The 20,909-nt window shown below is 65.2% G+C and carries 20 protein-coding genes and 3 pseudogenes; 10 read left to right on the forward strand and 13 right to left on the reverse strand.

Translation table 11 applies throughout. From position 1 onward, the window contains the following. Nucleotides 1–171: 171 nt before the first annotated feature. The gene (locus tag AB0876_RS33800) at nucleotides 172–717 is read right to left on the reverse strand and encodes a hypothetical protein (RefSeq protein WP_048896585.1); all 546 of its coding nucleotides are present in this window, start codon (nucleotides 715–717) and stop codon (nucleotides 172–174) included. Between the two features lie 360 nt (nucleotides 718–1,077). On the opposite strand from AB0876_RS33800, the gene AB0876_RS33805 reads away from it, so the two are divergent. After that, entirely contained in the window at nucleotides 1,078–1,794 is a 717-nt protein-coding gene (locus AB0876_RS33805) for a hypothetical protein (RefSeq protein ID WP_052773283.1), read from the forward strand. A gap of 46 nt (nucleotides 1,795–1,840) precedes the next feature. Here AB0876_RS33805 and AB0876_RS33810 read toward each other — a convergent pair whose 3' ends face one another. From AB0876_RS33810 to AB0876_RS33820, 3 genes and pseudogenes are all read right to left on the reverse strand, one after another. Continuing rightward, nucleotides 1,841–2,047 carry a hypothetical protein gene (locus tag AB0876_RS33810; protein WP_047040985.1) on the reverse strand — a complete coding sequence of 69 codons (207 nt, stop codon included), beginning with the start codon at nucleotides 2,045–2,047 and terminating at the stop codon, nucleotides 1,841–1,843. Between the two features lie 9 nt (nucleotides 2,048–2,056). Continuing rightward, a pseudogene (locus AB0876_RS33815) lies at nucleotides 2,057–2,362 on the reverse strand (ubiquitination-like system serine protease family protein); the annotation flags it as partial. Next, a pseudogene (locus AB0876_RS33820) lies at nucleotides 2,254–2,490 on the reverse strand (transposase); the annotation flags it as partial. The pseudogenes AB0876_RS33815 and AB0876_RS33820, both read right to left, overlap by 109 nt. An 82-nt stretch (nucleotides 2,491–2,572) precedes the next feature. On the opposite strand from AB0876_RS33820, the gene AB0876_RS33825 reads away from it, so the two are divergent. Beyond that, the gene (locus tag AB0876_RS33825; protein WP_024637592.1) at nucleotides 2,573–3,628 is read left to right on the forward strand and encodes a tyrosine-type recombinase/integrase; all 1,056 of its coding nucleotides are present in this window, start codon (nucleotides 2,573–2,575) and stop codon (nucleotides 3,626–3,628) included. Next, nucleotides 3,625–5,580 carry a site-specific integrase gene (locus AB0876_RS33830; protein ID WP_047040994.1) on the forward strand — a complete coding sequence of 652 codons (1,956 nt, stop codon included), beginning with the start codon at nucleotides 3,625–3,627 and terminating at the stop codon, nucleotides 5,578–5,580. Before AB0876_RS33825 ends, AB0876_RS33830 begins: the two co-directional genes overlap by 4 nt. A 7-nt stretch (nucleotides 5,581–5,587) precedes the next feature. Here AB0876_RS33830 and AB0876_RS33835 read toward each other — a convergent pair. From AB0876_RS33835 to AB0876_RS33845, 3 genes and pseudogenes are all read right to left on the reverse strand, one after another. Continuing rightward, a pseudogene (locus AB0876_RS33835) lies at nucleotides 5,588–6,646 on the reverse strand (IS256 family transposase); the annotation flags it as partial. 65 nt (nucleotides 6,647–6,711) lie between these two features. Beyond that, complete coding sequence (locus AB0876_RS33840; protein WP_047040998.1) at nucleotides 6,712–6,912, reverse strand: hypothetical protein; 201 nt, start codon at nucleotides 6,910–6,912, stop codon at nucleotides 6,712–6,714. Continuing rightward, on the reverse strand, nucleotides 6,909–7,310 hold the full coding sequence (locus AB0876_RS33845) for a hypothetical protein (protein ID WP_131811434.1): 402 nt from the start codon (nucleotides 7,308–7,310) through the stop codon (nucleotides 6,909–6,911). Before AB0876_RS33845 ends, AB0876_RS33840 begins: the two co-directional genes overlap by 4 nt. A gap of 63 nt (nucleotides 7,311–7,373) precedes the next feature. Here AB0876_RS33845 and AB0876_RS33850 point away from each other — a divergent pair, with 63 nt between their 5' ends. Continuing rightward, nucleotides 7,374–8,006 carry an ImmA/IrrE family metallo-endopeptidase gene (locus AB0876_RS33850; protein ID WP_048896588.1) on the forward strand — a complete coding sequence of 211 codons (633 nt, stop codon included), beginning with the start codon at nucleotides 7,374–7,376 and terminating at the stop codon, nucleotides 8,004–8,006. Nucleotides 8,007–8,153: 147 nt separating this feature from the next. On the opposite strand, the gene AB0876_RS33855 is transcribed toward AB0876_RS33850, so the two are convergent. The 5 genes from AB0876_RS33855 to AB0876_RS33875 all read right to left on the reverse strand — a co-directional run bounded on the left by AB0876_RS33855 (nucleotide 8,154) and on the right by AB0876_RS33875 (nucleotide 13,728). Beyond that, entirely contained in the window at nucleotides 8,154–8,330 is a 177-nt protein-coding gene (locus AB0876_RS33855) for a hypothetical protein (protein WP_225507946.1), read from the reverse strand. Beyond that, complete coding sequence (locus tag AB0876_RS33860) at nucleotides 8,309–9,301, reverse strand: alcohol dehydrogenase catalytic domain-containing protein (RefSeq protein WP_225507948.1); 993 nt, start codon at nucleotides 9,299–9,301, stop codon at nucleotides 8,309–8,311. Before AB0876_RS33860 ends, AB0876_RS33855 begins: the two co-directional genes overlap by 22 nt. A gap of 190 nt (nucleotides 9,302–9,491) precedes the next feature. After that, complete coding sequence (locus tag AB0876_RS33865) at nucleotides 9,492–12,104, reverse strand: excinuclease ABC subunit UvrA (RefSeq protein ID WP_047041000.1); 2,613 nt, start codon at nucleotides 12,102–12,104, stop codon at nucleotides 9,492–9,494. Nucleotides 12,105–12,419: 315 nt separating this feature from the next. Next, nucleotides 12,420–12,848, reverse strand: coding sequence for a hypothetical protein (locus tag AB0876_RS33870; protein ID WP_225507950.1), 429 nt, complete (start codon nucleotides 12,846–12,848; stop codon nucleotides 12,420–12,422). A 67-nt stretch (nucleotides 12,849–12,915) separates the two neighbouring features. Beyond that, nucleotides 12,916–13,728: a cupin domain-containing protein gene (locus AB0876_RS33875; protein WP_043416433.1), complete on the reverse strand. Its 813-nt coding sequence runs from the start codon at nucleotides 13,726–13,728 to the stop codon at nucleotides 12,916–12,918. A gap of 307 nt (nucleotides 13,729–14,035) precedes the next feature. Between AB0876_RS33875 and AB0876_RS33880 the strand changes: the two genes are divergently transcribed. Next, nucleotides 14,036–14,608, forward strand: coding sequence for a recombinase family protein (locus AB0876_RS33880; RefSeq protein WP_043416436.1), 573 nt, complete (start codon nucleotides 14,036–14,038; stop codon nucleotides 14,606–14,608). Then, nucleotides 14,605–15,444: a DUF5677 domain-containing protein gene (locus AB0876_RS33885; RefSeq protein ID WP_047041003.1), complete on the forward strand. Its 840-nt coding sequence runs from the start codon at nucleotides 14,605–14,607 to the stop codon at nucleotides 15,442–15,444. Before AB0876_RS33880 ends, AB0876_RS33885 begins: the two co-directional genes overlap by 4 nt. A gap of 114 nt (nucleotides 15,445–15,558) precedes the next feature. Here the strand turns inward: AB0876_RS33885 and AB0876_RS33890 are convergent, their stop codons facing one another. Then, nucleotides 15,559–16,962 carry an IS1380 family transposase gene (locus tag AB0876_RS33890; RefSeq protein WP_025997282.1) on the reverse strand — a complete coding sequence of 468 codons (1,404 nt, stop codon included), beginning with the start codon at nucleotides 16,960–16,962 and terminating at the stop codon, nucleotides 15,559–15,561. A 350-nt stretch (nucleotides 16,963–17,312) separates the two neighbouring features. Here AB0876_RS33890 and AB0876_RS33895 point away from each other — a divergent pair, with 350 nt between their 5' ends. From AB0876_RS33895 to AB0876_RS33910, 4 genes are all read left to right on the forward strand, one after another. Next, nucleotides 17,313–18,119, forward strand: a complete 807-nt coding sequence (locus AB0876_RS33895; protein ID WP_047041181.1) for a ParA family protein — start codon at nucleotides 17,313–17,315, stop codon at nucleotides 18,117–18,119. Further along, a complete protein-coding gene (locus tag AB0876_RS33900; RefSeq protein WP_043416443.1) occupies nucleotides 18,116–18,529 on the forward strand; it encodes a hypothetical protein in 414 nt (137 codons plus the stop codon). Before AB0876_RS33895 ends, AB0876_RS33900 begins: the two co-directional genes overlap by 4 nt. A gap of 107 nt (nucleotides 18,530–18,636) precedes the next feature. After that, nucleotides 18,637–19,161 carry a hypothetical protein gene (locus tag AB0876_RS33905; RefSeq protein ID WP_043416444.1) on the forward strand — a complete coding sequence of 175 codons (525 nt, stop codon included), beginning with the start codon at nucleotides 18,637–18,639 and terminating at the stop codon, nucleotides 19,159–19,161. 352 nt (nucleotides 19,162–19,513) lie between these two features. Next, nucleotides 19,514–19,879, forward strand: a complete 366-nt coding sequence (locus tag AB0876_RS33910) for a hypothetical protein (protein ID WP_234713725.1) — start codon at nucleotides 19,514–19,516, stop codon at nucleotides 19,877–19,879. The last annotated feature ends 1,030 nt before the right edge of the window (nucleotides 19,880–20,909 follow it).

The raw sequence follows: 20,909 nt of genomic DNA on the forward strand, positions 1-20,909 counted from the left end.
GTAATCGGATGTGCGTGTTTGGTAACCACACCGATACCGGAGGTCCTCACCTACTTCCGCTCACCACGCCGTTCACAACCTGTCTGGGAGTTACAGCTAGCGCTAGGAATCGAACTGCATTCCAGGCCGACACAGTGCTCACCGACCAGCGGCTCGGTGACCAGCGTCCCCTCAACAGATCGCTATCGGGTGAAAACTCGCTGATCGACTCCCATTAGGCCCGACACCGGACACGCAGGGCCACCCGGACCACCGCCGTGCAGACGCGGCGTCCGGTATCGCCTGCCAAGGAGTCTGTCGGCATGCCAACAGCACGGCGGTGACCGCATCCCGCTCGCCACCAGACGATGCGAAGGTGCGGACGTCGGGAAAGCACCGCCGCCGGTCACGGCCGGGGTGCCCCGACAGCCACGCCGCAGCGCGATACAGCACGCCCAGATCCACCGACCCACCATTACGTGACGTGTCGGCGTCCACGCCGCCATCGACGTTCCCGATGAGATCCGCACGGCGCAGATAGCCGACGCCATGATCGGTGGGCAGGCCGTCGACATCGCGGCCGACGATCCGGGTGGGGATCGCGTGCCGAGCCAGACGGGCATTCCACCACTCCAGATCCACCTCGGCCATGTCATCGCACACACTCACCCCGACGTCCTGGCCACGACACCACGCCACACACTCCGCCGGCACCACCAGGTCCCCACCGTCGTCCACCCGTCAATGCTCACACCCACCACCGACACACCCCCGAAGACGTCTGGCACATTGGCACAACGTGCACGCCGGTCGCGGTCGCGTCCGGGAGCCCAACACCGGCCGGTCACCCGCGCCCTCGCTCCGCCACCCTCCACCGCTGCTCACAAGCCCATTCGTGTCCGTTCGAACCGGTCCACCGTGTCCTTGCCACCCCGTCCCCGGCCTGACCGTCTGCTGCCGCCCATCCCCGTCCACGCCACGGGCCTTCCCGAGCTCACCGCCGAACCACACACCTTTTGCATTCAGGTCGCGAAACCATCACATAGCGTCCCAGACGAAATAGAATGACGGTCACAACTGGGAACGGAAGGGGGCGGCGTGGACGGCACGAACACCGACGCGGACCCGGCGGCTCTGGCCGCCAGAGTCGACACCACCCGGACCTGTCCGCGGTGCGGAACGGTCTTCGACATGCCCGACCGCGGGCGGGGTCGGCGCCCGGTGTGGTGCTCGGGGGCGTGCCGCCGGCTGGCCTCCGCAGAGCGGGTCGCCGCCCGCAACGCCGGGTCGGCAGTGACGGTGGTGGAGGTGCCGCGATCCCATCGCCCCGACTCCGATGCCCGGCTGGCGATCCCGTCAATGGGCACCCTGGCGCGGTTGTTCTTGAGCTCCCCGGTGCACTGCCGCCAGCTCTTGGACACCCTGATCTACAGGTACACCCACGACACTTTGCACACCGAACTGCGCGCCGACATGGAGGACTTCGCCGTCTCGATTGCCCGCCAGCACGCCCTGGACCAGGAACCCGAATACCGGGCTGCCCGCGGTGACGTCCAGCGGCTACGCCGCCACCTTCAGGCCGACGCCGACAGGGCCGAGGAGCGCCGCCGCGAGGTGGCCACCCTGCGCGCTGAGTCGTTGGCCCAAACAACCCTCATTGCCGAGTTGCGGGCGGAATTGGCGCACCCCACCATCCCCATGCTGGAGACCAGCGACGGCGGCACCCGCGACGCCCCTTGGGGTGGTGATCCGGGCGTGCGGATGAGTCGCCAACAACGCCGCGCCGCCGCCCGCGCTGCACACAAGAACGAGTAGCGACAACGCGATCCGCGCGGCCTCGGGCATGCCCGTTACGAGATGCTCAGCGGCCCCTGATCGTGGCGATGAGACCTTTGATCGCCACGGTGACCCGCTGCCGAATGTGGCCGTGTCCGCCGACGGGCGTGGTGTCGTTCTCCGGGGTGACGCGGGGTGGGGTTGGGGCGTCGAAGAGTTCGTCGCGGGCTGTCTTGGCCCGTCGATCGCGGTGGCGTCCGGCGGCGATGTCCGCGTCGCTCATGGCGGGCATCCAGCGCACCTGGCCGCGTCGAATGACGTAGTGGGATCGGCAGTGAAAGTTCCAGTTGCCGATCGAGGGGGACAGGCTGATGGTCTCCCCGTCGAAAGTGATGGCGTAGTCAGTCGGGTCGAGTGCGGACGCGACCTTCGTTGCGCATCGGTCAAGTCCACGGACGTGGTGTACGACGTCGTCGTGTGATTCTTCGTGGTGATGGTTCAGGCGGTCAGTGCCGCGGGGGTGTCCTCCTGTTCTGTCGGGGCGTCGTTGACGGTGCGTGATTTGCTCAGCACGTCTAGGCCGAGGTAGCGGCGGGATTCGGCCCATTCGTCGTGTTGTTCGGCCAGCACGGCGCCGACCAGGCGAATGAGGGCGTCGCGGTCGGGGAAGATGCCGACGACGTCGGTGCGGCGTCGGATCTCCTTGTTGAGCCTATCGGTTAACCGGCCCTCCCACGACACGACCGTGGATGCGGCGTGAGGTTCGAGGCCGCCGGTCATGCGGGGCGCATGCTGACAGGGCCGAGAGGGGTAGGCGATGACTGTTCGGGTGCGTACCAGCAGCGAGGGCTATGCGATCGACGGCCCGTGGGAGGGGTGCGCAGCGGCGAACGCATTCCTGGTGCATCTGGTCGGACGCGGGTTCAGTGCGGCGACGGTGCGGGCGTATGCCTTCGATGTGCTCAATTTGGCTCGGTTCCTGCTCGACCGTGATCTCGCGGTGGCGGCGGTGACGCCGGTGGAGGTGTTCGAGTGGATCGACTGGCAGGACGTGCGCCGTGACCCCCGGTGCAACCCGGCGAGAAGGAATGGCGGGAGCGCGGCGGCATCGACGATTAACCGGCGGGTCGCGGCGGTGCGGGCATTGTTCGAGTACCTGGTGATGACTGGGATACGTACCGACAACCCGGTGCCCTCACCGCGGCGCGGGCAGGGACTGCGACCGGTGGCGCGGGGGCCGCTCGGGCATCTGGGCCCGGGTCGGCCTCGGGCCGGAGGCCGACTGGTGCGGCAACCGCGATTGCTGCCCGAGTCCCTCGACGCGGATGCAGTCGAGCGGTTCGTGGCGTCGTTGCGAACCCATCGGGATCGGGCGATGGTGTGGGCGATGCTATTCGGGGGCTTACGCAGCGCCGAGGTGCGATCCTTGCGGTTGGCCGACATCGACTTCGGCCGGCGACGAGTGCGGGTGCTCGGCAAAGGCTCAAAGGAACGGGTGGTGCCGGTCGATGCAGCATTCTTCACCGAACTGTCGGCCTATCTGCGCCTGGAACGCCCACCAGGGTTGGCGACCGAGGAGTGTTTCGTGGTGCTGCGCGGACCCTCCGCGGGGGCCCCGGTCAGCGAGGCCGGACTGCGGTCGCTGTTTCGGCGGCACCGAGACCACTCCGGTGCGACGAGGGTACGTCCGCATCGGCTCCGTCATACCTACGGCACTGAACTCGCCTCTGCTGGCATCGATCTGATGGTGCTGCGGGAGTTGATGGGCCACGTGTCCCCGGAAACCACCGCCGGCTACGTGCACCTGTCGGTCGAACAACTCGCCGCCGAATACGGTGCGGCTCGCGCCAGCCTCGCTGGGACACGACGATGACCAACCGGACGCTCGCATCGATCGACCTACTGGCCGACTCGGATGCGGTGCTGGACGACTATCTCGAGTACGTTTCCGGCCTAGGTCTCAGTGGCAGGTCGGTGCGTGGTCGCACCCGCAGCGCGAGCACCTTCCTGACCGAGCACCCGGATCTGCAGGACTGGATGACTCGACCGGCGGCCGAGCGGTTGGCCGAGCTGCGCCACAGCGGGGCGTGGCCATTGCTGTGTCATGTCGTTGGCCGGGGCGCGTTACGGCTCGACCTCGAACTCGCGGCCGTCAAGAACCTCACTGGCCTCGGCCGGGCCGTCGAGGACCGCGACCCGGACGGATTCGCCGCCGTGCGCACGGCCGGGCTGGCCTTGGGCTGGACACCGCAATGGATCGAGACGGTCCTGGGTGAATGCCTGGCGGTGCTGCTCGCCTGGCACGGCGGACTCGTCCACGATGTCACCAACGGCACGGTCGACAAGTTCGATGCCGCACTGGCTGCCACACAGTCGATCCCGGCATCGTCGAGGCGCGCCTACCGCAACCGGATCGCCGGGCTGCGGCAGATGCTTTTTCACGCCCGCATCGTCGACACACCACCACAGCGTCGGCGGTGGGCCCGCAGCTACGCCCAACGCTTCGCCGACGTGGCGATGACCGGCCCGATCCGGCAGACGCTGCTGCGTTACGTCACCGTCAGGGCATCGGTGCTGCGGCCGAAATCCGTCGAATCGTTGATCAACGATCTGCTGCCGTTCGCGGACTATCTCAGCACCACTCATCCCGAACTCACCTCATTCGAGAATCTGGATCGCCGTCACATCGAGGGTTTCCTGGTCTGGAATCGCACCCGCACCTGGCGTGGGCAACGCGCCGCCGCCGGCGCAGGACGCACCATCTCCAAGGCCGTGATCCAATCGACGGTGCTGAGCGTGCGCAACCTCCTCGATGACATCACCGAATGGGGTTGGGAGCAGGCACCGCCGCGTCGTCTGGTCTTCGCCGTCGATATCCCGAAACTCGATCAACCCCTGCCACGCGCCCTGCCACCTGATATCGACGCCGCGGTGATGAACGCGGTTGCCCAGCTGGAGGATACGTTTACCCGCGTCGGGTTGACGGTGCTGCGCGGGGCCGGGCTGCGAATAGGGGAACTGCTCGACCTCGAACTCGACAGCGTCATCGACTACGGACCCGCCGGCACCTGGTTGAAAGTTCCGTTGGGCAAGCTCGCCACCGAACGCATGGTTCCACTCTCGGCCAACACCATTGCCGCGTTGGACCAGTGGACCAGCAGACGTGGTGTTTGCCGCCCACTGCCGCATCCCCGTACCGGAGCGCCTACCGATTTCCTGTTCGTCGCGCACGGCCGCCGCCTCGGGCAGACGCGGTTACGCAAAGGCCTGCTCGCCGCCGTCGAGTCCTGCGGGCTGCACGGAACTGGCGGCGCACCGTTGGTGGTAACCCCGCATCAGCTACGCCACACGTGGGCCACCGAACTCGCGAACGCGGGCATGAGCCTGCAGGCTTTGATGGCACTGCTCGGACATGTCACCCCGCAGATGACGCTGCGTTACGCCACCCTGGCCTCCCCGACGCTGCGCGATGCCTACGACCAGGCCATGGGAAAGATGCGACGACAGTTCACTCTCACTCCGGTCGGCAAACCCATCGTCCCCGATGCGGTCAGCTGGCTCGGTAGTGAGATGCTCAAAACACGTGTCGCCCACGGCTACTGCGCCCGCCACCAGAGTGCCGGCGCCTGTCCCTATGCCAACATCTGCGAAACCTGCGACAACTTCGTCACCGGCCCCGAGTTCCAAGGCGCACTCAAGGCACAACGCAGCGACATCCAAACCCTCGAAGCAGATGCCCGCGCCCGTGGCTGGCTCGACGAAGCCGCCCGCCACCACCGTGTCGCCGACGCGTTGACCGACCACCTGCACCGCCTCGACCGCTGACCGAATCGACCACCTGGGGTTGATGCGCCCCCGAGGGCCGGATAAGTTCCTGGGGGTTGTTGGACCAGATCTGGCGCCAGATCTGTTTGGGGAACGCGGTGAACGCCAGCAGATCCGCCCGTGCGGCTTCCAGGTGCTCGGCGGTCTTGGGCAGCTTGTCGGCCAGGGCGTCGATGATCCGATCATATTGAGCCTCAACGGATTCTGCGTCGGGCTGGTCGAACACCGAATGCAACAGCGTCTTGACCCACGGCCACGAGGCCTTCGGGGTGACGGCCATGAGGTTGGTCGTGTAGTGGGTGCGGCAGCGCTGCCAGGCCGCCCCGGGCAAGGTGGCGCCGATCGCGGCGACCAGCCCGGCGTGCGCATCGGAGGTCACCAGCTTGACCCCCGACAGGCCGCGGGCGGTCAGCGACCGCAGGAACGTCAGCCAGCCGGCCCCGTCTTCGGCGGTGGTGACTTCGATGCCGAGGATCTCCCGATAGCCGTCGTTGTTGACACCGGTGGCGATCAGGGCGTGCACGTTGACCACCCGCCCGCCCTCGCGGACCTTGAGGACCAGCGCGTCGGCGGCCATGAACGTGTAGGGGCCGGCATCGAGTGGGCGGGTGCGGAAGGCCTCCACGGCGGCGTCGAGTTCCTTGGCCATCACGCTGACTTGGGACTTCGACAGCGACGTGATCCCCAGGGTCTCGACCAGTTTGTCCATCCGCCGCGTCGAGACTCCGAGCAGATAGCAGGTGGCCACCACGGTGGTCAGGGCCCGTTCGGCGCGTTTGCGCCGTTCCAGCAGCCAGTCCGGGAAGTAGGAGCCCTGGCGCAGCTTCGGGATCGCAAGATCCAGACTGCCGGCACGGGTGTCGAATCGGCGATGGCGGTAGCCGTTGCGGGAGTTGGTGCGCTCGGTACTGCGTTCGCCGTATCCGGCGCCGCACAGGGCGTCGGCTTCCGCGCCCATCAGGGTGTGGATGAACGTGGCCAGCAGCTCGCGCAGCACATCGGGATGGGCGGTGGTGAGTCGTTCGGCGAGCACCGCGGGCAGGTCGATATTGTGGGCAGTGGTCATCGCGTCGGTTCCTTTGCTCGAGTGACTTTGGACGGTCCCTCGAAGAATCACGCGATGACCTTCAATCAGTCGGCTACGACACGCCGGTACCGCTGATCAGGTCCGACTCGTACACCACTCTGCTGGACGCAACCTGCGCATCCGCAGGCGCAGAGATGCATCACGGTGGCGTACGGCAGCGACACGTAGAGGACACCGGCGTCGAGGTCGGCGGGGATGAAGTCGACGAACTCATGGGTGAAGCGATCCGTGGGTAGCACCGTCACTGGTCCTCGTTGGTGATGTCGTTGCCGTCGCTGGCGTAGAGGCTGAAGTGCTCACCTTCGAGGTCGGCGTAGATGCCGACGTGACGCTTCCACCGGTTGACCGCCAGGGCAGCGTTGAGTGCGTTCATGTCGACGATTTGCACGTTCTGGCCGTAGAGATCGGCGGCGGCGACGGAGGTGGGGAGCCGCTTGCGGTCGTCCCAGAGGTGATCTCGGTGGCCGGGAAGGCTGCTGGTGATGCGGACCTGTCCGCCGATGCCGCGCTCGGCCAGGTACAGGCCCATCCCGACGTCGAGCTGGAAGGCGAGCACCTCACCTGGCTGCGAGATCTTCCGATCACTGCTCTCCAACTCCGCGGTTACCTGCCCACCACCAATGACCGGCGGGAGCTTTACCACGCCGCCTTGGCCTTTTTCGGCGTCGCCAACCTGGCCGCGTGGCGCCGCATATGGAGTCGCCCAGTGGCCTCGTTCAAGCGGGCGAACACATTCACCAGCCACGCCGAGTCGGTGGCGTCGTGGATTCGGATCGGGGAGCTCACCGCCCAGCATCTTCACGCCGAACCCTTCGACAAGGACGGATTCCGCACCGCACTCCATCACGCCCGCACACTCACCAGAACCGACGACTTCCTGCACGAACTGCAAGGCTTATGCGCTGCCCAGGGTGTTCTCGTCGTCTATGTCGCAGAGATCGACAAATGCCGCATCAGCGGAGCCACCTGGTGGTCCAGCCCCACTAGAGCGGTCATCGCTCTCAGCGATCGCTACAAGACCGAGGATCAGTTCTGGTTCTCGTTCTTTCACGAGGCCGGACACGTTCTCTTGCACTCGAAGAAGGAGACCTTCATCGACGACGGCTCCGAGAGCGACGACATCGAAGACGCGGCCAACCGATTCGCGGCCAACACCCTCATCCCCCCGCGGGAGCAACACCACCTCGCCGCACTGACCACGACCACCGAGGTGGAGGCCTTCGCCACACGCATCGATGTCAGCGAAGGGATCGTCGTCGGACAGCTCCAACACCGCGGCCTATGGGAATGGCGAAAAGGCAACGGGCTCAAACGCCGCTTCGACTTGACACCCACCTAAGACACGCAGCGAGCTCGCAGTCGAAGAATCCCTGGTAGCGGACGTCAACCGACGACGAGTCGATCATGCGTGCCTCCTACCGGTGGGCGGAGTGCTTACCGGGTGCCACCTCAACCCTGAGGAAGCGGTGGCACCCGGCATGCTCGCCTACGCCGAGATCATTCCGTGCGGGTCGATGATGAACTTGTTGGATGAGCCCTGGTCGAAGATCGCGTAGACGTCCGGCGCCTCGTCGAGGCTGATGACCTTGTTGTTGAGCATGGGGCTCAGGTAGGGCATGCGGTCCCACAGGATCGCCATCATCAGTTCGCGGTGATAGTGCATGATCGGCGCCTGCCCCGCCGACACGCGCGGCGACTTGATCCACGCCTTGCCGAAGTCGAGCGGGAAAGTGCCTTCTTGCCGGCCTCTGTCGGCGCCAGGGGGTCAGGTCCGTAGACGCCGATGACGCCCGTGGCGCCGCCGGCGCGAGTGGCCTCCAGCACCTGGTTGATGGCAGCCTGCGGCTGAAGGTCCTCCGCCTCCTTACCGATGCCGTGCGCTTCGGAACCGACATAGTCCACGGCACAATCGACTTCACGCTCGCCCAGGATGGCCTCGATCTGGTCGGGCAACGGAACGTCCTTATTCAGATCGATCGTCTCGCACCCGTTGTTCTTCACCAGATCAAGCCTGTCCTGGTAGTAGTCGCCGACGATGATGCAGGACGCACCCAGCAGCCGCGCCGCCGCCGCACCACAGCGGCCGACCGGACCGGCACCGGCGATATACACCGTCGAGCCAGGCTTGGCGCCCGCCTCCATCAGGCCATGAAAGGCCGTGGGCAAAATGTCCGAAAGCAGGGCGAGATCAAGGATCTTCTCCATCGCCTGGTCTTTGTCCGGGAACCGCAACAATTGGAAGTCGGCGTACGGGACGAACAGGTACTCGGCCTGACCACCCTGCCAGTCGCCGAGGTTGAACCCGTACGCGCCGCACGCGACGTCGGCATTCGTGGTCTCGCAGACATCGGTACGGCGCGCCTTACAGTTGCGACACCGCCCGCAGGCAACGTTGAACGGGACCGAGACGAGATCACCCTCGGTGAGGAACTCGACGTCGGAGCCCACTTCGACGACCTCACCGGTCATCTCGTGGCCCATGACCATCCCCTCGGGCACAGGAAAAGAGCCTCGGAAGATGTGCAGGTCGCTGCCGCAGATGTTGGTGGCGACCATTTTCAGGATCGCGCCATGGGGAGCCTTCTTGCCGTTGGGCATGACCAGTTTCGGATACTCCAGCGAATCGACCCGCATGTCCCCCGGATTGTGGAAGACGACTGCGCGATTACCTTCAGCCATGGTTGTGAACCTCCTTGCAGCACAATTGATGTGCTGATGTGACGGTCAGTCGGCCTGGTGGCGAACTGTCCTGTCAGCGTATGCAGGACCATGCATCGTGTCGGTGACCGCGCGCGCCACCGTTATGACAATCCGTGCCAAGGCGTCAGTCGGCGAGTTCAGCGGCAAGATACGCGGCGGTGGCGCTGTCCCGGTATGCCGCGACCTCCCGCGGGGTACCGGCGACGACGATGCGGCCACCGGCGCCCCCTGCGCCGGGTCCCATGTCGATGACGTGATCAGCCTGGGCGACCACCCGCATATCCAGTTCGGCGGCGACCACGGTGTTGCCGGCGTCGACGAGCCGGTGCAGGTGTGCCAGCAGCCGGTCGGTGTCGGCGGGATGCAGTCCGGCGGTGGGCTCGTCGAGCAGGTAGAGCGTGTCACCGCGGTGGGCACGCTGCAGTTCACCGGCGAGCTTGACGCGCTGCGCCTCGCCGCCGGACAGTTCAGTGGCCGGCTGCCCGAGCCGCAGGTAGCTTAGCCCGACATCGCACAGCGCCTCCAGAGCTTGCAGCACGGCGGGTTCGCCGTCAAAAAACTCCCGGGCCGCCGACACACTGAGTTCGAGTACCTCAGCGATGTTCTTGTGCCGCCAGCGGATCGCGAGAGTCGCGGGGTTGTAACGGGTTCCGTGGCAGTCGGGGCACGGGCTATAGACGCTGGGCAGGAACAGCAACTCCACCATCACCCAACCCTCCCCTTCGCAGGTCGGGCATCGTCCGCCGCTGACGTTGAACGAGAACCGTCCGGGTTTGTAGCCGCGCTTCTTGGCCCCGGGGGTGTCAGCGAAGAGCCGGCGAACGTGGTCGAACAGCCCGGTGTAGGTGGCGATGTTGGATCGCGGTGTGCGGCCGATCGGCTTCTGATCGATGCACACCACCCGCCGCACACCGTGGGGGTCGCCGAGCACCTCGCCCGAGGCGGTGACCTGCGTGGCCTCAGTGAGCAGGTCGTCGTCGCGGGCGTCGTCGAACCGCACCGGACGGCCGAGGTGCTCACCGACGATCTCGGGTAGGGCCTGGGCGACGAGGCTCGACTTGCCCGACCCGGACACCCCGGTGACCGCGGTGAGGCAGCGCAACGGCACCGATACCGACAGATCATGCAAATTGTTGCGTTGCACACCAGCGAGTTGCAGCCAGTCACTGCGCTCCCGCGGTGTGCGCGAGGCGACGCGGGTCTCGTCGCCGAACAGATAGCGGCGGGTGACCGAGTCGGTGACATCGGCCAGCCCGGCCGGGGGACCGCTGTAGAGGATCTGGCCGCCGTCCAGCCCGGCGCCGGGCCCGATATCAACCAGCCAGTCCGCCGCGGCGATGACATCCAGCGAGTGCTCGACGACGAAGACGCTGTTGCCGCTGCGTTTGAGGCCGGCCAAGATGTCCAGCAAGGCGTCCCGGTCGCGGGGGTGCAGACCGGCCGACGGCTCGTCGAGGACGTAGACGACGCCGAACAGTTGTGACGAGAGTTGCGTCGCGAGCCGCACGCGCTGCAGTTCCCCGCCCGATAGCGTCGGCGTGCTGCGGGCCAGGGAGAGGTATCCCAGTCCCAGATCGATGAGCGGTTGCAGCCGCTCCTGCAGCTCTGCGACCAATCGCTGTGCAGCGGCGCGCTTTTCGTCTGACATGTTGGGTGTTTGCCGGACATCTGGTGCCGCGGCATGCGCGGAACCCCCGGCCACGACCCGCGCGTTGACCGCCGACTTTCGTGTCTTCTGGTTCAGGGCCGCACCGGAGGTGGCCGGCTTCCACCGCGGGCTGAGCACCCTGGCGCACAGCGCGGCGAGCTGGTCGAGGGTGAGCCGCGACAGCTCGGCGATGTCCAGACCTTCGAATGTCACCGACAGCGCTTCGGGTTTGAGCCGCTTTCCGTGGCACGCCGGGCATGGGCCGCTTCCGACGAATTGAGAGACCCGTTTCTTGACCGCAGCGCTCTTGGTGTTGGCGAACGTGTCGAGGACGTAGCGGCGGGCACCGATAAAGGTGCCCTGATAGCTGGGCTCCATATCGGCTTTCACGGCGCGTCGAGTTTCCGCCGGGGTGAAGCCCGCGTACACCGGCACCGTCGGACGCTCCTCGGTGAACAGAATCCACTCGCGGTCCTTGCGCGACAGCGTCTTCCACGGAGCGTCGACGTCGTAGCCGAGCGTGGTAAGGATGTCGCGCAGATTCTGCCCGTACCAGGCCGGCGGCCATGAGGCGATGGCACGCTCACGGATCGACAACGACGGGTCGGGCACCATCAGTGCTTCGGTCACCTCATACACCCAGCCCATACCGTGGCACGTCGGGCAGGCACCCTGCGGGGTGTTGGGCGAGAAATCCTCCGCGTAGAGCATCGGCTGGTCCGCAGGGTAGGTGCCCGCACGCGAATACAGCATCCGGACCAGACTCGACAGCGTGGTGACGCTGCCCACCGACGAACGGGTACTGGTACCACCGCGCTGCTGCCGCAACGCGACCGCAGGTGGCATCCCTTCAATCGAATCGACATCCGGGACACCCACCTGATCAATCAGACGCCGCGCGTACGGCGCCACCGATTCCAAGTACCGCCGCTGGGACTCGGCGAAGAGCGTGCCGAAGGCCAGCGATGACTTGCCCGAACCCGACACCCCGGTGAACGCGACGAGGGCATCACGCGGCACCTCCACGTCGACGCCGCGCAGATTGTGCTCGCGGGCACCGCGCACCCGAACTCTATTATCTGGCTCCACTACTCATCTCCTCGTCCGACGAGGCTAGCAATGGCGGCGGGACATCCCACTGTCGATGCGTGCCACAACCCTGACGTCCCGTGCCAGTTTGGCCCGCAGAGGATGGCCGGGCTGCGCATTCCTTTTGAAGGATGCTGCGGGCCCCTCCACAAGATGCACGCCCGGCGAGGTGCTGCGCTCGGTGGTGCTGATCTGACGAAGTTACGGCGACGGATCGAGCCGGTCCTGCACGTCGCGCTACGAGGTGCCTCACCTAATTGTGAGCGCGAAGGGTGAGCTGGTGCCTCACGCATAATGAGCGCGTGGGGGCTTGCGTTACTTCGCCGTGGCCAATCGGTTGATTGACGGTTGCAATGCTTCCAGGTCGAGGTGGCGGGCGGCGGTGAGGGCCTCGGTCTTGGCCTGGGCCAGATCCAGGAGTTGCATTTGGATGGTGTTGATCTGCCGGGTCAGATCGGCCGGGTTGATGCCCTCGATTCGGTCGGCAACGTTCGAGAGTTGTTGTGCTTCAAGGAGTCCTGATGCTTGCAGGCGTTGCCACGGGGTGGCCGGCTTGTCGTAGATGCGCTTGCGGCGACCGTTTGCGGTGGTGGTGTAGCCAACGGGTTTTTTGGTCGGGGTGAAGAAGTTCAGGCGCAGCGACACCAGCTTCCACAGCCGGTTGAGCAGCTCTAGCTCGTCGGGGGTGTCGTAGCGCCAGTAGAACGCGTGTTTGCGCACCACATGGTGGTTCTTCGACTCCACATGCGCCTGGTCGTTCTTCTGGTACGGCCGCGAGCGAGTCTGGGCGGCATGGTGCGCAGATGCGCGGTCACGGTTTGTCCGGTGCCCTCGAACAATCGGTGCAGAGTGCGGCGGGACACACGTGGCAGCCGACGGCGATCCGGTCCACATCGAGGTCTGGGTAGCCGAGGTGGTGGCGCAGGTAAGCAAGGGCCCGCTCGCGCTGCAGCAGGAGCGAAAGGTCTTGTACACCTCGAGTTCTCGCTGCGTAGGCGAGCAAGGAACTGGCCAGGTTCGCCCCGTACGGGGCCAGCAGGCCGGCTCCCTCCGGGTCGGTGGTTTGCGTAGCAGCCAAACTTTGGAAGAACGCGGACACTGACGAGAGCGCCCCGTCCACGGGGATCTCCACCGCGAGCAGATCAGTACTAGGCCGCAAGCCGGCGTCAGCGAATGCACGCTCGGCCGGTAGATGAACCACGACCTGCTCGTACGGATCGCGGTAGTCCAACGAAAACGGCCGCGCGCTGGCATAGATCACCACCCGGCCAGGTCGGACTTCCGCGCTGTGGCCAGCCTGCGTGACGACTCCCGTGCCACGGCTCTGAAACAACGCGTATAGGTACTCCGCTTCGGCCCCCCGGGATATCAGAGTGCTGCTTCGACTGACCTTCTCGCCGCTGGCCCGCTTGACGGACAGCGCAAAGTCACCGTAGTCGGCATAGCTAATCTCGCCGGAGAAACTCCGATCATAGGGGCTCGGCGCAACATCGACGTAAGCCTGGCGTCGCACCGAGCGCCAATAGTCGACGGCGGCGTCAGCGTCGACCGCGTGGGTGGACCACGTCGCAGTTTCTGGAGACGTGGCCGCATCGCGCTCAGGCACTTTGTCGCCTCCCTCCATCGCTGAATCTATGCGATAGCGCCGCCAGACGCGTTCAGGATTGCGCCCACATTGTGTGGGAGTGCCCCGCCGGATGTGCGCAAAACCTCTGTTCAAAGGTGCGGGGCCGTAGCTGCTGCGCCCCCACCACGAAGAAGATCGAGGTTTCCCCGGGTGCAGTTCCAGCGCGTCTCGCTTCTAAAGAAACGAGACACGGTTGAGGCGCCCACTCCCCCGTCGCATCGCCCCAGGTGGAACCGTCTCATATCTCGTCTCACACAGCGTGTCTCGCATCTTCCCTGTCGCCGCCAGGTGAGACAGTGAACGAATGACAGCCATTCTCGGCTACGCCCGAATCAGCACCACCGGCCAGGACCTCACCGCTCAACGCAACGCCCTCGCAGCAGCCGGCGTCGACCCGGAACGGGTTTTCACCGACGAACTCTCTGGAGCGGTTGGCACCGCCCGTCCTGGTCTCGCTGCGCTGCTCGACTACGCCCGAAGCGGAGACACCGTTGTGGTGGCCGCTATTGACCGTCTCGGGCGCTCCGCTGCCGAAGTCACTCGCACTATCGCCGACCTCGACAAGCGAGAAATCGTGCTGCGCGCCCTCCGCGAGGGCATCGATACCGCAACTCCCACCGGCCGTGCCGTCGCTGCCATCATGGCGACCCTGGCTGAACTGGAACTTGAACTCGGCCGTGAACGACGCGCCGCCTCACGTGAAGCCCGCCGATCGCGCAGCCTGCCAGCCACTAAACCGCCGAAGCTCAGCGCCGCACGCCAGGAACAGCTATGCCGGCTGGCAGCCACCGGTGAACCGGTCGACGAGCTCGCCGCTGCATTCGGCATCGGGCGTGCGACCGCGTACCGATATTTGAGCCGGAGTCGGGCCACGTGAACGAGATCCCGCGTATCCCAGCACCAGGTGGTGACGATCCTCGCATCGAGCTGATGCACAAGGTGGCAAGGCTCGAATCTCAGTACGCCGATCGAGTGGACGAGACGGAGACCGGCTGGATGACGGTGGTCAACGTGGCACTTGATCGGTGGCGCACGTCGTGGCAGGAGCAGACGTCGACACCGGAACTAAACCCTGAGCTGAGCAGGAAGTTTCGAGTCTGTTTTCCGCTGGCCGCTCATGCGTTGAACCACGTCGAGGCCGCGGTAACTCTGCATTCATCATCTCCCTGGGTGGCCATGTCTTGTGTTCGGATCGCGTTCGAGCACGCTCTGACTGCGCAGTGGGTCTTATGGACCAAGGACGGGGAAGACTTGCTCGCACAACAGATGTCACTACAGGATCACCGACGGTCGAGTGAGTTCATTGACGCAGTCGTACGGGCCGCCGCCGATACACCCAACCTGGCCGAGTCCGCCGCTCTGGCCGAAGAGTTGAGTGAGTTCCTCGGCGAGAAACCAGTCTCGGTCTGGTCGGTCTTCAACCTTTGCGAGAGGTTCTCATCCACTCGCTTGCTCTATGGAATTTACCGCGATCTATCGCAGGCAGTCCATCCGACGTATGGACTCGTCCGGGCGCACTTCGACATCACGCCTCCCCCGGAAGTTGTTGTGGGCCCTATAAGACCGTTCGGGGCCGAATTGGATTCGCCGGAACTGATTCGCGGTATGGCTGTTTCAAGTTTGTGGGCGCTCTACGTCCTCGAAGTATCGAGAGCTGGGCACCCGGACGCAGCCGAGGTGCTCCGCTTAGCCTCGATCCGTGGACTTGAGTGATTGATGTGTCTGCCGTGGCTGGTTGTCGTTTGGTGGGCTTGTGAGCGTGACGTAACCGCTGGTCTGCCCAGCTTTTCCCTGTGCGCTCCGGTAGGGGCCTATTCGGCCAGGTGGTCAGGTGGTGGCGGTGAGTGGTGGGCTGTGGCCGATGGTGTTGCGCCACAGCGTAAGCCAGTGGTCAGCCCAGGGCCAGTGGCTCGGTAGGTGCAGAAGGGGTCGGCGTTGCGGTCGGACCAGGCGTGCGGGGACGGTGATGAGCTTGCGGCGCAGTGTGGCGCCCCGGGCGACTGCGTGGGCTCCACCGGCCAGGACGCCGGCGGCGCGCAGCAGGTTGTGGGCAATAGCGGCGCACAGGATCCACGCCGAGTTCGCTCCGAAACGTCCCGAAGGCATGTGAGCCAGGGGTCCATCGATCAGGTCGGCGAACACGGTTTCGATGATCGCGTGGCGGCGGTGGGTGATGTCGGCCGCAACGGTGGGTTCGTCGGTGTCGGTGAAGAACGGGTGATACCGCCACACCGGAAACAGCGCATCAGGAAAGCGGGCATCTTTGACCCGACGCACGATCAACCGGGCGGTCATCGGGTTGTCGGTGGAGGTGAAGGCGGTGTAGGTGGTCTCGGCGACTTCGGCATCGGAGATCCAGGCTCCCGTGTCGGGATCACGGACCGCTCCGGGGTATTCCACTGCAATCCAGGCGCTCTCGTCGATGGACTCGATGGCTGCAGCGACGGCGCGGGTCTTGGTCAGCACCAACGAGAACTGGGCACCGGCGCGGCGGCAGGCTGTGGCCACGGTGCTGTTGCCGTAGGCCGAATCGCCGCGCACCACAATCTGGCCGGTGACCCCGGCGGTGCGGGCGGTGGCGACGGCTTGGGCGATCATCCGGGCCGCACCCTTGCCGGAGTTGGCCTTCCCGGCTCGCAACCGGGCGCCGGTGATCACCGGCGCACTCGTGGCGGTGCTGATCGTGGTGACCAACGGCGACAGGCCCTTGCGCAGGATCTGCTTGCCCGCGATTTTGGTGTGTCCGTAGGAAGCACCTTGTTTGGCGTGGCCATAGACCGGACGCAGCAGTGAGTCGATGTCGAGGAACGCGCGCTCGTCGGCGCCAGGCAACAGATCGACCCGCGCGCAGAGTCCGGCCAGGTGCTCGCGCAAAACCGATTCGAGCTGGCGGGCGTGTCCGAAAGTAAACTCGCGCAACAAAGTTCCGATGGTCGAGGGTGCATACACGCCGCCGAACAGTGTCTTCATCCCACCTGCCCGCACCAGGTCGAGATCGTCAATGCAGTCCGCACCGGCACACATGCCCGCGATGACTGTGCTCAGCTTCGGTGCCGGGTTGGCCGCCCCGGACTTGATCCTCGGCTCGGCAATGACCACCTTGTCACGTAATAGCTGCGGCAAGGCAGTCTGGGCCGCCAGGGTCATCACCGGGACCAATCCAGCACAGGACACGAGATGGTCATCATCGAAGACCGCCGACGACACAGCGAAACTATGGGACACTTTCACCGGAAGTGCCTTTCTGACCTGGACTGATTAGTGCGTCGAGAACACCAATCTTCCCAGTTCAAAGGGCACTTTCCTCATTCCGACACCCTGCGACCAGCCGATACATCGGTGGATCGAGGCTTAGGCGAAGAAGCCGGGTTGCCCGTCGACCTGCGCGCCAGTGATCTCCACCCGCACCTCCAACCTGATTACGTGGCGGTCTTCATGCCCGCGGGTAGCCCTGGCGCACGCCGGATTAAGTTGACGCCGCCTTGAGCGGACCTCCGGGTAAATACATACATGTTAACTTACATACATGTTTCCTTACATGTAAGTGCACATGTAGACATGTAAGTAGTAAGATCGCAGCCATGAATGTTTCCGCCGCTGGGCAGTGTGAAATCGTGGCAGTGGCGCTGCAAAAGGGAGGCGTGGGAAAGACCACAACCACGATCAACCTGGGTGCCAGCCTCGCCGCGATGGGGTTCCGCGTTCTCCTGATCGACATGGATCAGCAGGCCCACAGCACCAAAGGCCTCGGCGTCGACCTCGGCGCCGACGATGCCTCGATGTACGAGGTGCTGCACCCGGACAGGGCAATGCGGGTTCCGCTGCCAACTGTCATCAGGCCGAGCGAGTTCGGCATCGACGTCGCGCCCGGCCATCTCGCGCTCAAGGAGCTGGAGCGCACAGGGCTCGGTTCAGGCGGTCAGCTGCGGCTAGCCCGCCAGCTCGACGACCTCGAGGGCTATGACTTCGTGCTGATGGACTGCCCGCCGGCCTTAGGGGAGTTGACGACGGCGGCACTGGCGGCTGCCGATTACGTCTTGGCGGTCCTCAAGGCCGGCCCCGACGAAATCGACGGCCTGGTCGAGTTGGGCAACGCCGTTCTCGATGTCCAAGAGACGCTCAACCCTGACGTGGAAATCCGTTACGTGCTGCTAGCTGACTTCGACGGCAACCCGAAGGCCAGCAAGGACGTGCGCAGGCAGTTACGCACCGATTGGGGGGAGTGGTCCGCAGGCGGGGCGTACCTGGGTGAAATCCCGCATACCGTGCGGGTGGTGGAGGCCAAGGGGAAGCGCATCCCGGTCCAGGTGCATGCCCCCACCTGTACGGCAGCAGTGGCATACCGAGAAATCGCCGAACGGATCGTGGCGAGGCGGCAAGCAGCATGAACGCCGCATCGAAACCCAGTGGCTTGGAGGTGGGCTCCACCAGGCCCTTGTCTCGCGCAGAGCGCCGGGCACAGGCCGCCCGGGTCCAACCCGAACAAACCCCTGCGGCACCGGCAGCAGAGGCCACATCGCCGCAACCGGACGATGAAAATCCGCCTCCCCGACCCGCGTCGGCGGCACCGACACCGAACCAGGACCAGGAGTCGGCAGAGCTGGCAGTGCGGTTGAAGCCCCGGCAACGCAAGGCGAAGAACCCGTTCGCGACGCAGCTGCACTCAGGGACGTTGGCGCGACTGGAATGGATCAAAGCGCGCGGATACGTCATCACCGACACCGTGGACGATGCGATCAACACCTACCTGGACGGTGCGGGCATCCCCAGGCCAGACCACAACGACCGCATGCCGTGATCAGGTGAGGTGTCAGGACCCTTCATCAGCCCGTAATTGCGGTGAACGTGCTGGTAGCAGCTGTTCACCCCTAGGGACTGCACGGTAGGTAACTACCGTTTCTGCCCATGCACATCTACGTCGATGAGACCAAGCAGCGCGACTACCTGCTCGTGGCCAGCGTCCACGTCTCGACGGATCTCACTGGACTGCGCCAGATGGTGCGTGGGCTACTCCTGCCTGGGCAGCGCTACCTGCACATGAAGGATGAGAAAGACGGCCGCAAACGCACCATCGCTCAGGCCTTCGTCGATGCCGGCGTGCAAGCCACTGTCTACCGCGCCGGTCCTCAACACCGTAACGAACGCCAACGACGGTCAGCATGTCTACAAGCCCTCGTTGACGACCACGCCGGGCTGGGCGAGGCGCACATCATCCTCGACGAGGACGAAACGATGGTGAAGTTCGACAACCAGAAACTCATCGAATACACCCGTGCCGCCGGCTGTCGAGACACCTTGCGCTACGAGCACCAACGCTCCCACGTCGAGGCCCTGCTCGCCGTCCCTGACGCGATCGCCTGGTGCTGGGCGAAAGGCGGGCCCTGGCGCACTCTGATCGCTCCAGCGGTCACGGCCATCCGCGACGTCTGACCAGGCCCGAGAAAGCGCAAAGCCCGAGCGCCACGGTCGTCCGGCCGGGTCTCGGGCTTACTTCCTGAAGCTCAACGCAACAGGCACCACGAATAATACGGGCACAAACGTCCGTCTGACAACAATCAGCGCTTTTGAAGCAGTCGCGTCCCAAAGCGCAATTTGAACCAGTCGCCACAAAAACAGCCATTTTGGCCCACCCGAAACGAACAAACCGGCCCGAGTCGGTGCCGTTCAACGCTGTTCTAGAAACAGGCCGGGCACCCTAGGCGTGTCGCGCGTTTCCAAAACGGGTTTCGATGCGAGGGTGTGCAGTATGGCTCGCCCAAGCAAAGGTGACCGTGCAGCTCACATGGTCAAAACCCATCCGGCCGTCACCCAGCGCCTCGTCGAGAAAGCCGCCGCCGCGGGCTCCTCTTCGGCGACGCAGTATGTCGCGGACGTACTCGCCCTGTATGCCGGGCTGCCTCAGCATGTCCGCGAACTCACCAGCTCCTCAGCGCTAACCGTCCCGCGCGCGCTCCAGGCGCTTCGTGGCGATGTCTACGGGCGAATCATGGTCCGCCCGCATCGCGAGGTTTCTGAACGCCTCACAGCACAAGCACCCGGTCACAAAGTGCCGCCGCACATTGCCGACATCCTCTCCGTACACGTCGGGCTGCCCGAATACGCCCGCACCCTCGACCACGGCGAGGAGGTCTTGCCGCTGGCGATGTGACGACACCAGCGCCAGGCCTCAAATTTTGGCGACGACAAGGCCTTGGCAAATGTGACATCTGAATAGCCGGTGTGCGGACTACCCCGCTGACATGACGAAGGCCTCGCCGTAGCGAGGCCCTGTCGAGGTTTTGAAGCGAGTTAGCAGCTCGGTTCTGGGTCCGCACCCATCTCCCCGAAGGGACTGTCTTTGCCGGACAGCTCTCACGGTAGCGCACGCCTCGAAGCTGCACCAGATTCGCCGCGCGATCGGTGCGCAAACCGTGACCTCTCCATTGCCCGATCACGTCGGGCGAGCCGTGCGTGGCCCACGTCGCTCGGCGCATCTGTAGCTCCTACCGCTCCCAGCCCGCACGTAGTGCGCGCACTGGCCAACGAGCGACGCCGCGAATGGGTGCAGCGCGCCGGGGCGTGCGCACCGCGTGCACCGATGTGGACTAGTCGCGCCGGTTGGCTTGACGGTCTGCGCAACTGGGCGCACTCAGCGGCCTTGGGCCAGCTGTGCGCCGAGGAACGGGTGTCGATCACCGCGGCCACGCTGTTGTCGATCGCTGCGGTGATGGCCGAGCACGCCGATCACGCTACTGGCCGCCACGTCGCCGTCACACGGGCGACGATCGCGTCCCGGGTGGGTTGTGACGTACGCACGGTGACTGCTGCCTGGCGCGTCCTACGGGTGTCCCAGTGGGCCGTGGAGGCGCAACGTGGCCACGGCTCACCAGGCACCCCCAGCATCGGCCGGCGACCCTCGGTGTACCACCTGGTGCCGCGCCGCGATCCCCGTCCTGTCACGCGCCCAGTTGTGCATGATTTCCACCTACCGCCGTCAGGCGGCGTTGGTTCTTTTTCTCCCGTAGGGAGTTACTCACCAAGCGGGCGCGCAAGCGCACCCGCCCACAGAATTTCCGACAACACACACCGGCAAGCCCGGCCGTGGCATGATCGCTCAAGCGGCCGCTACCGCCCGTGCTGCCGGGGTCACCGGGCAGATCCTGGTGCGTGGCGATTCGGCCTACGGCAATAGCACCGTG

The organism is Mycobacterium sp. NPDC049093, from assembly GCF_040704635.1.
GTDB lineage: Bacteria > Actinomycetota > Actinomycetes > Mycobacteriales > Mycobacteriaceae > Mycobacterium.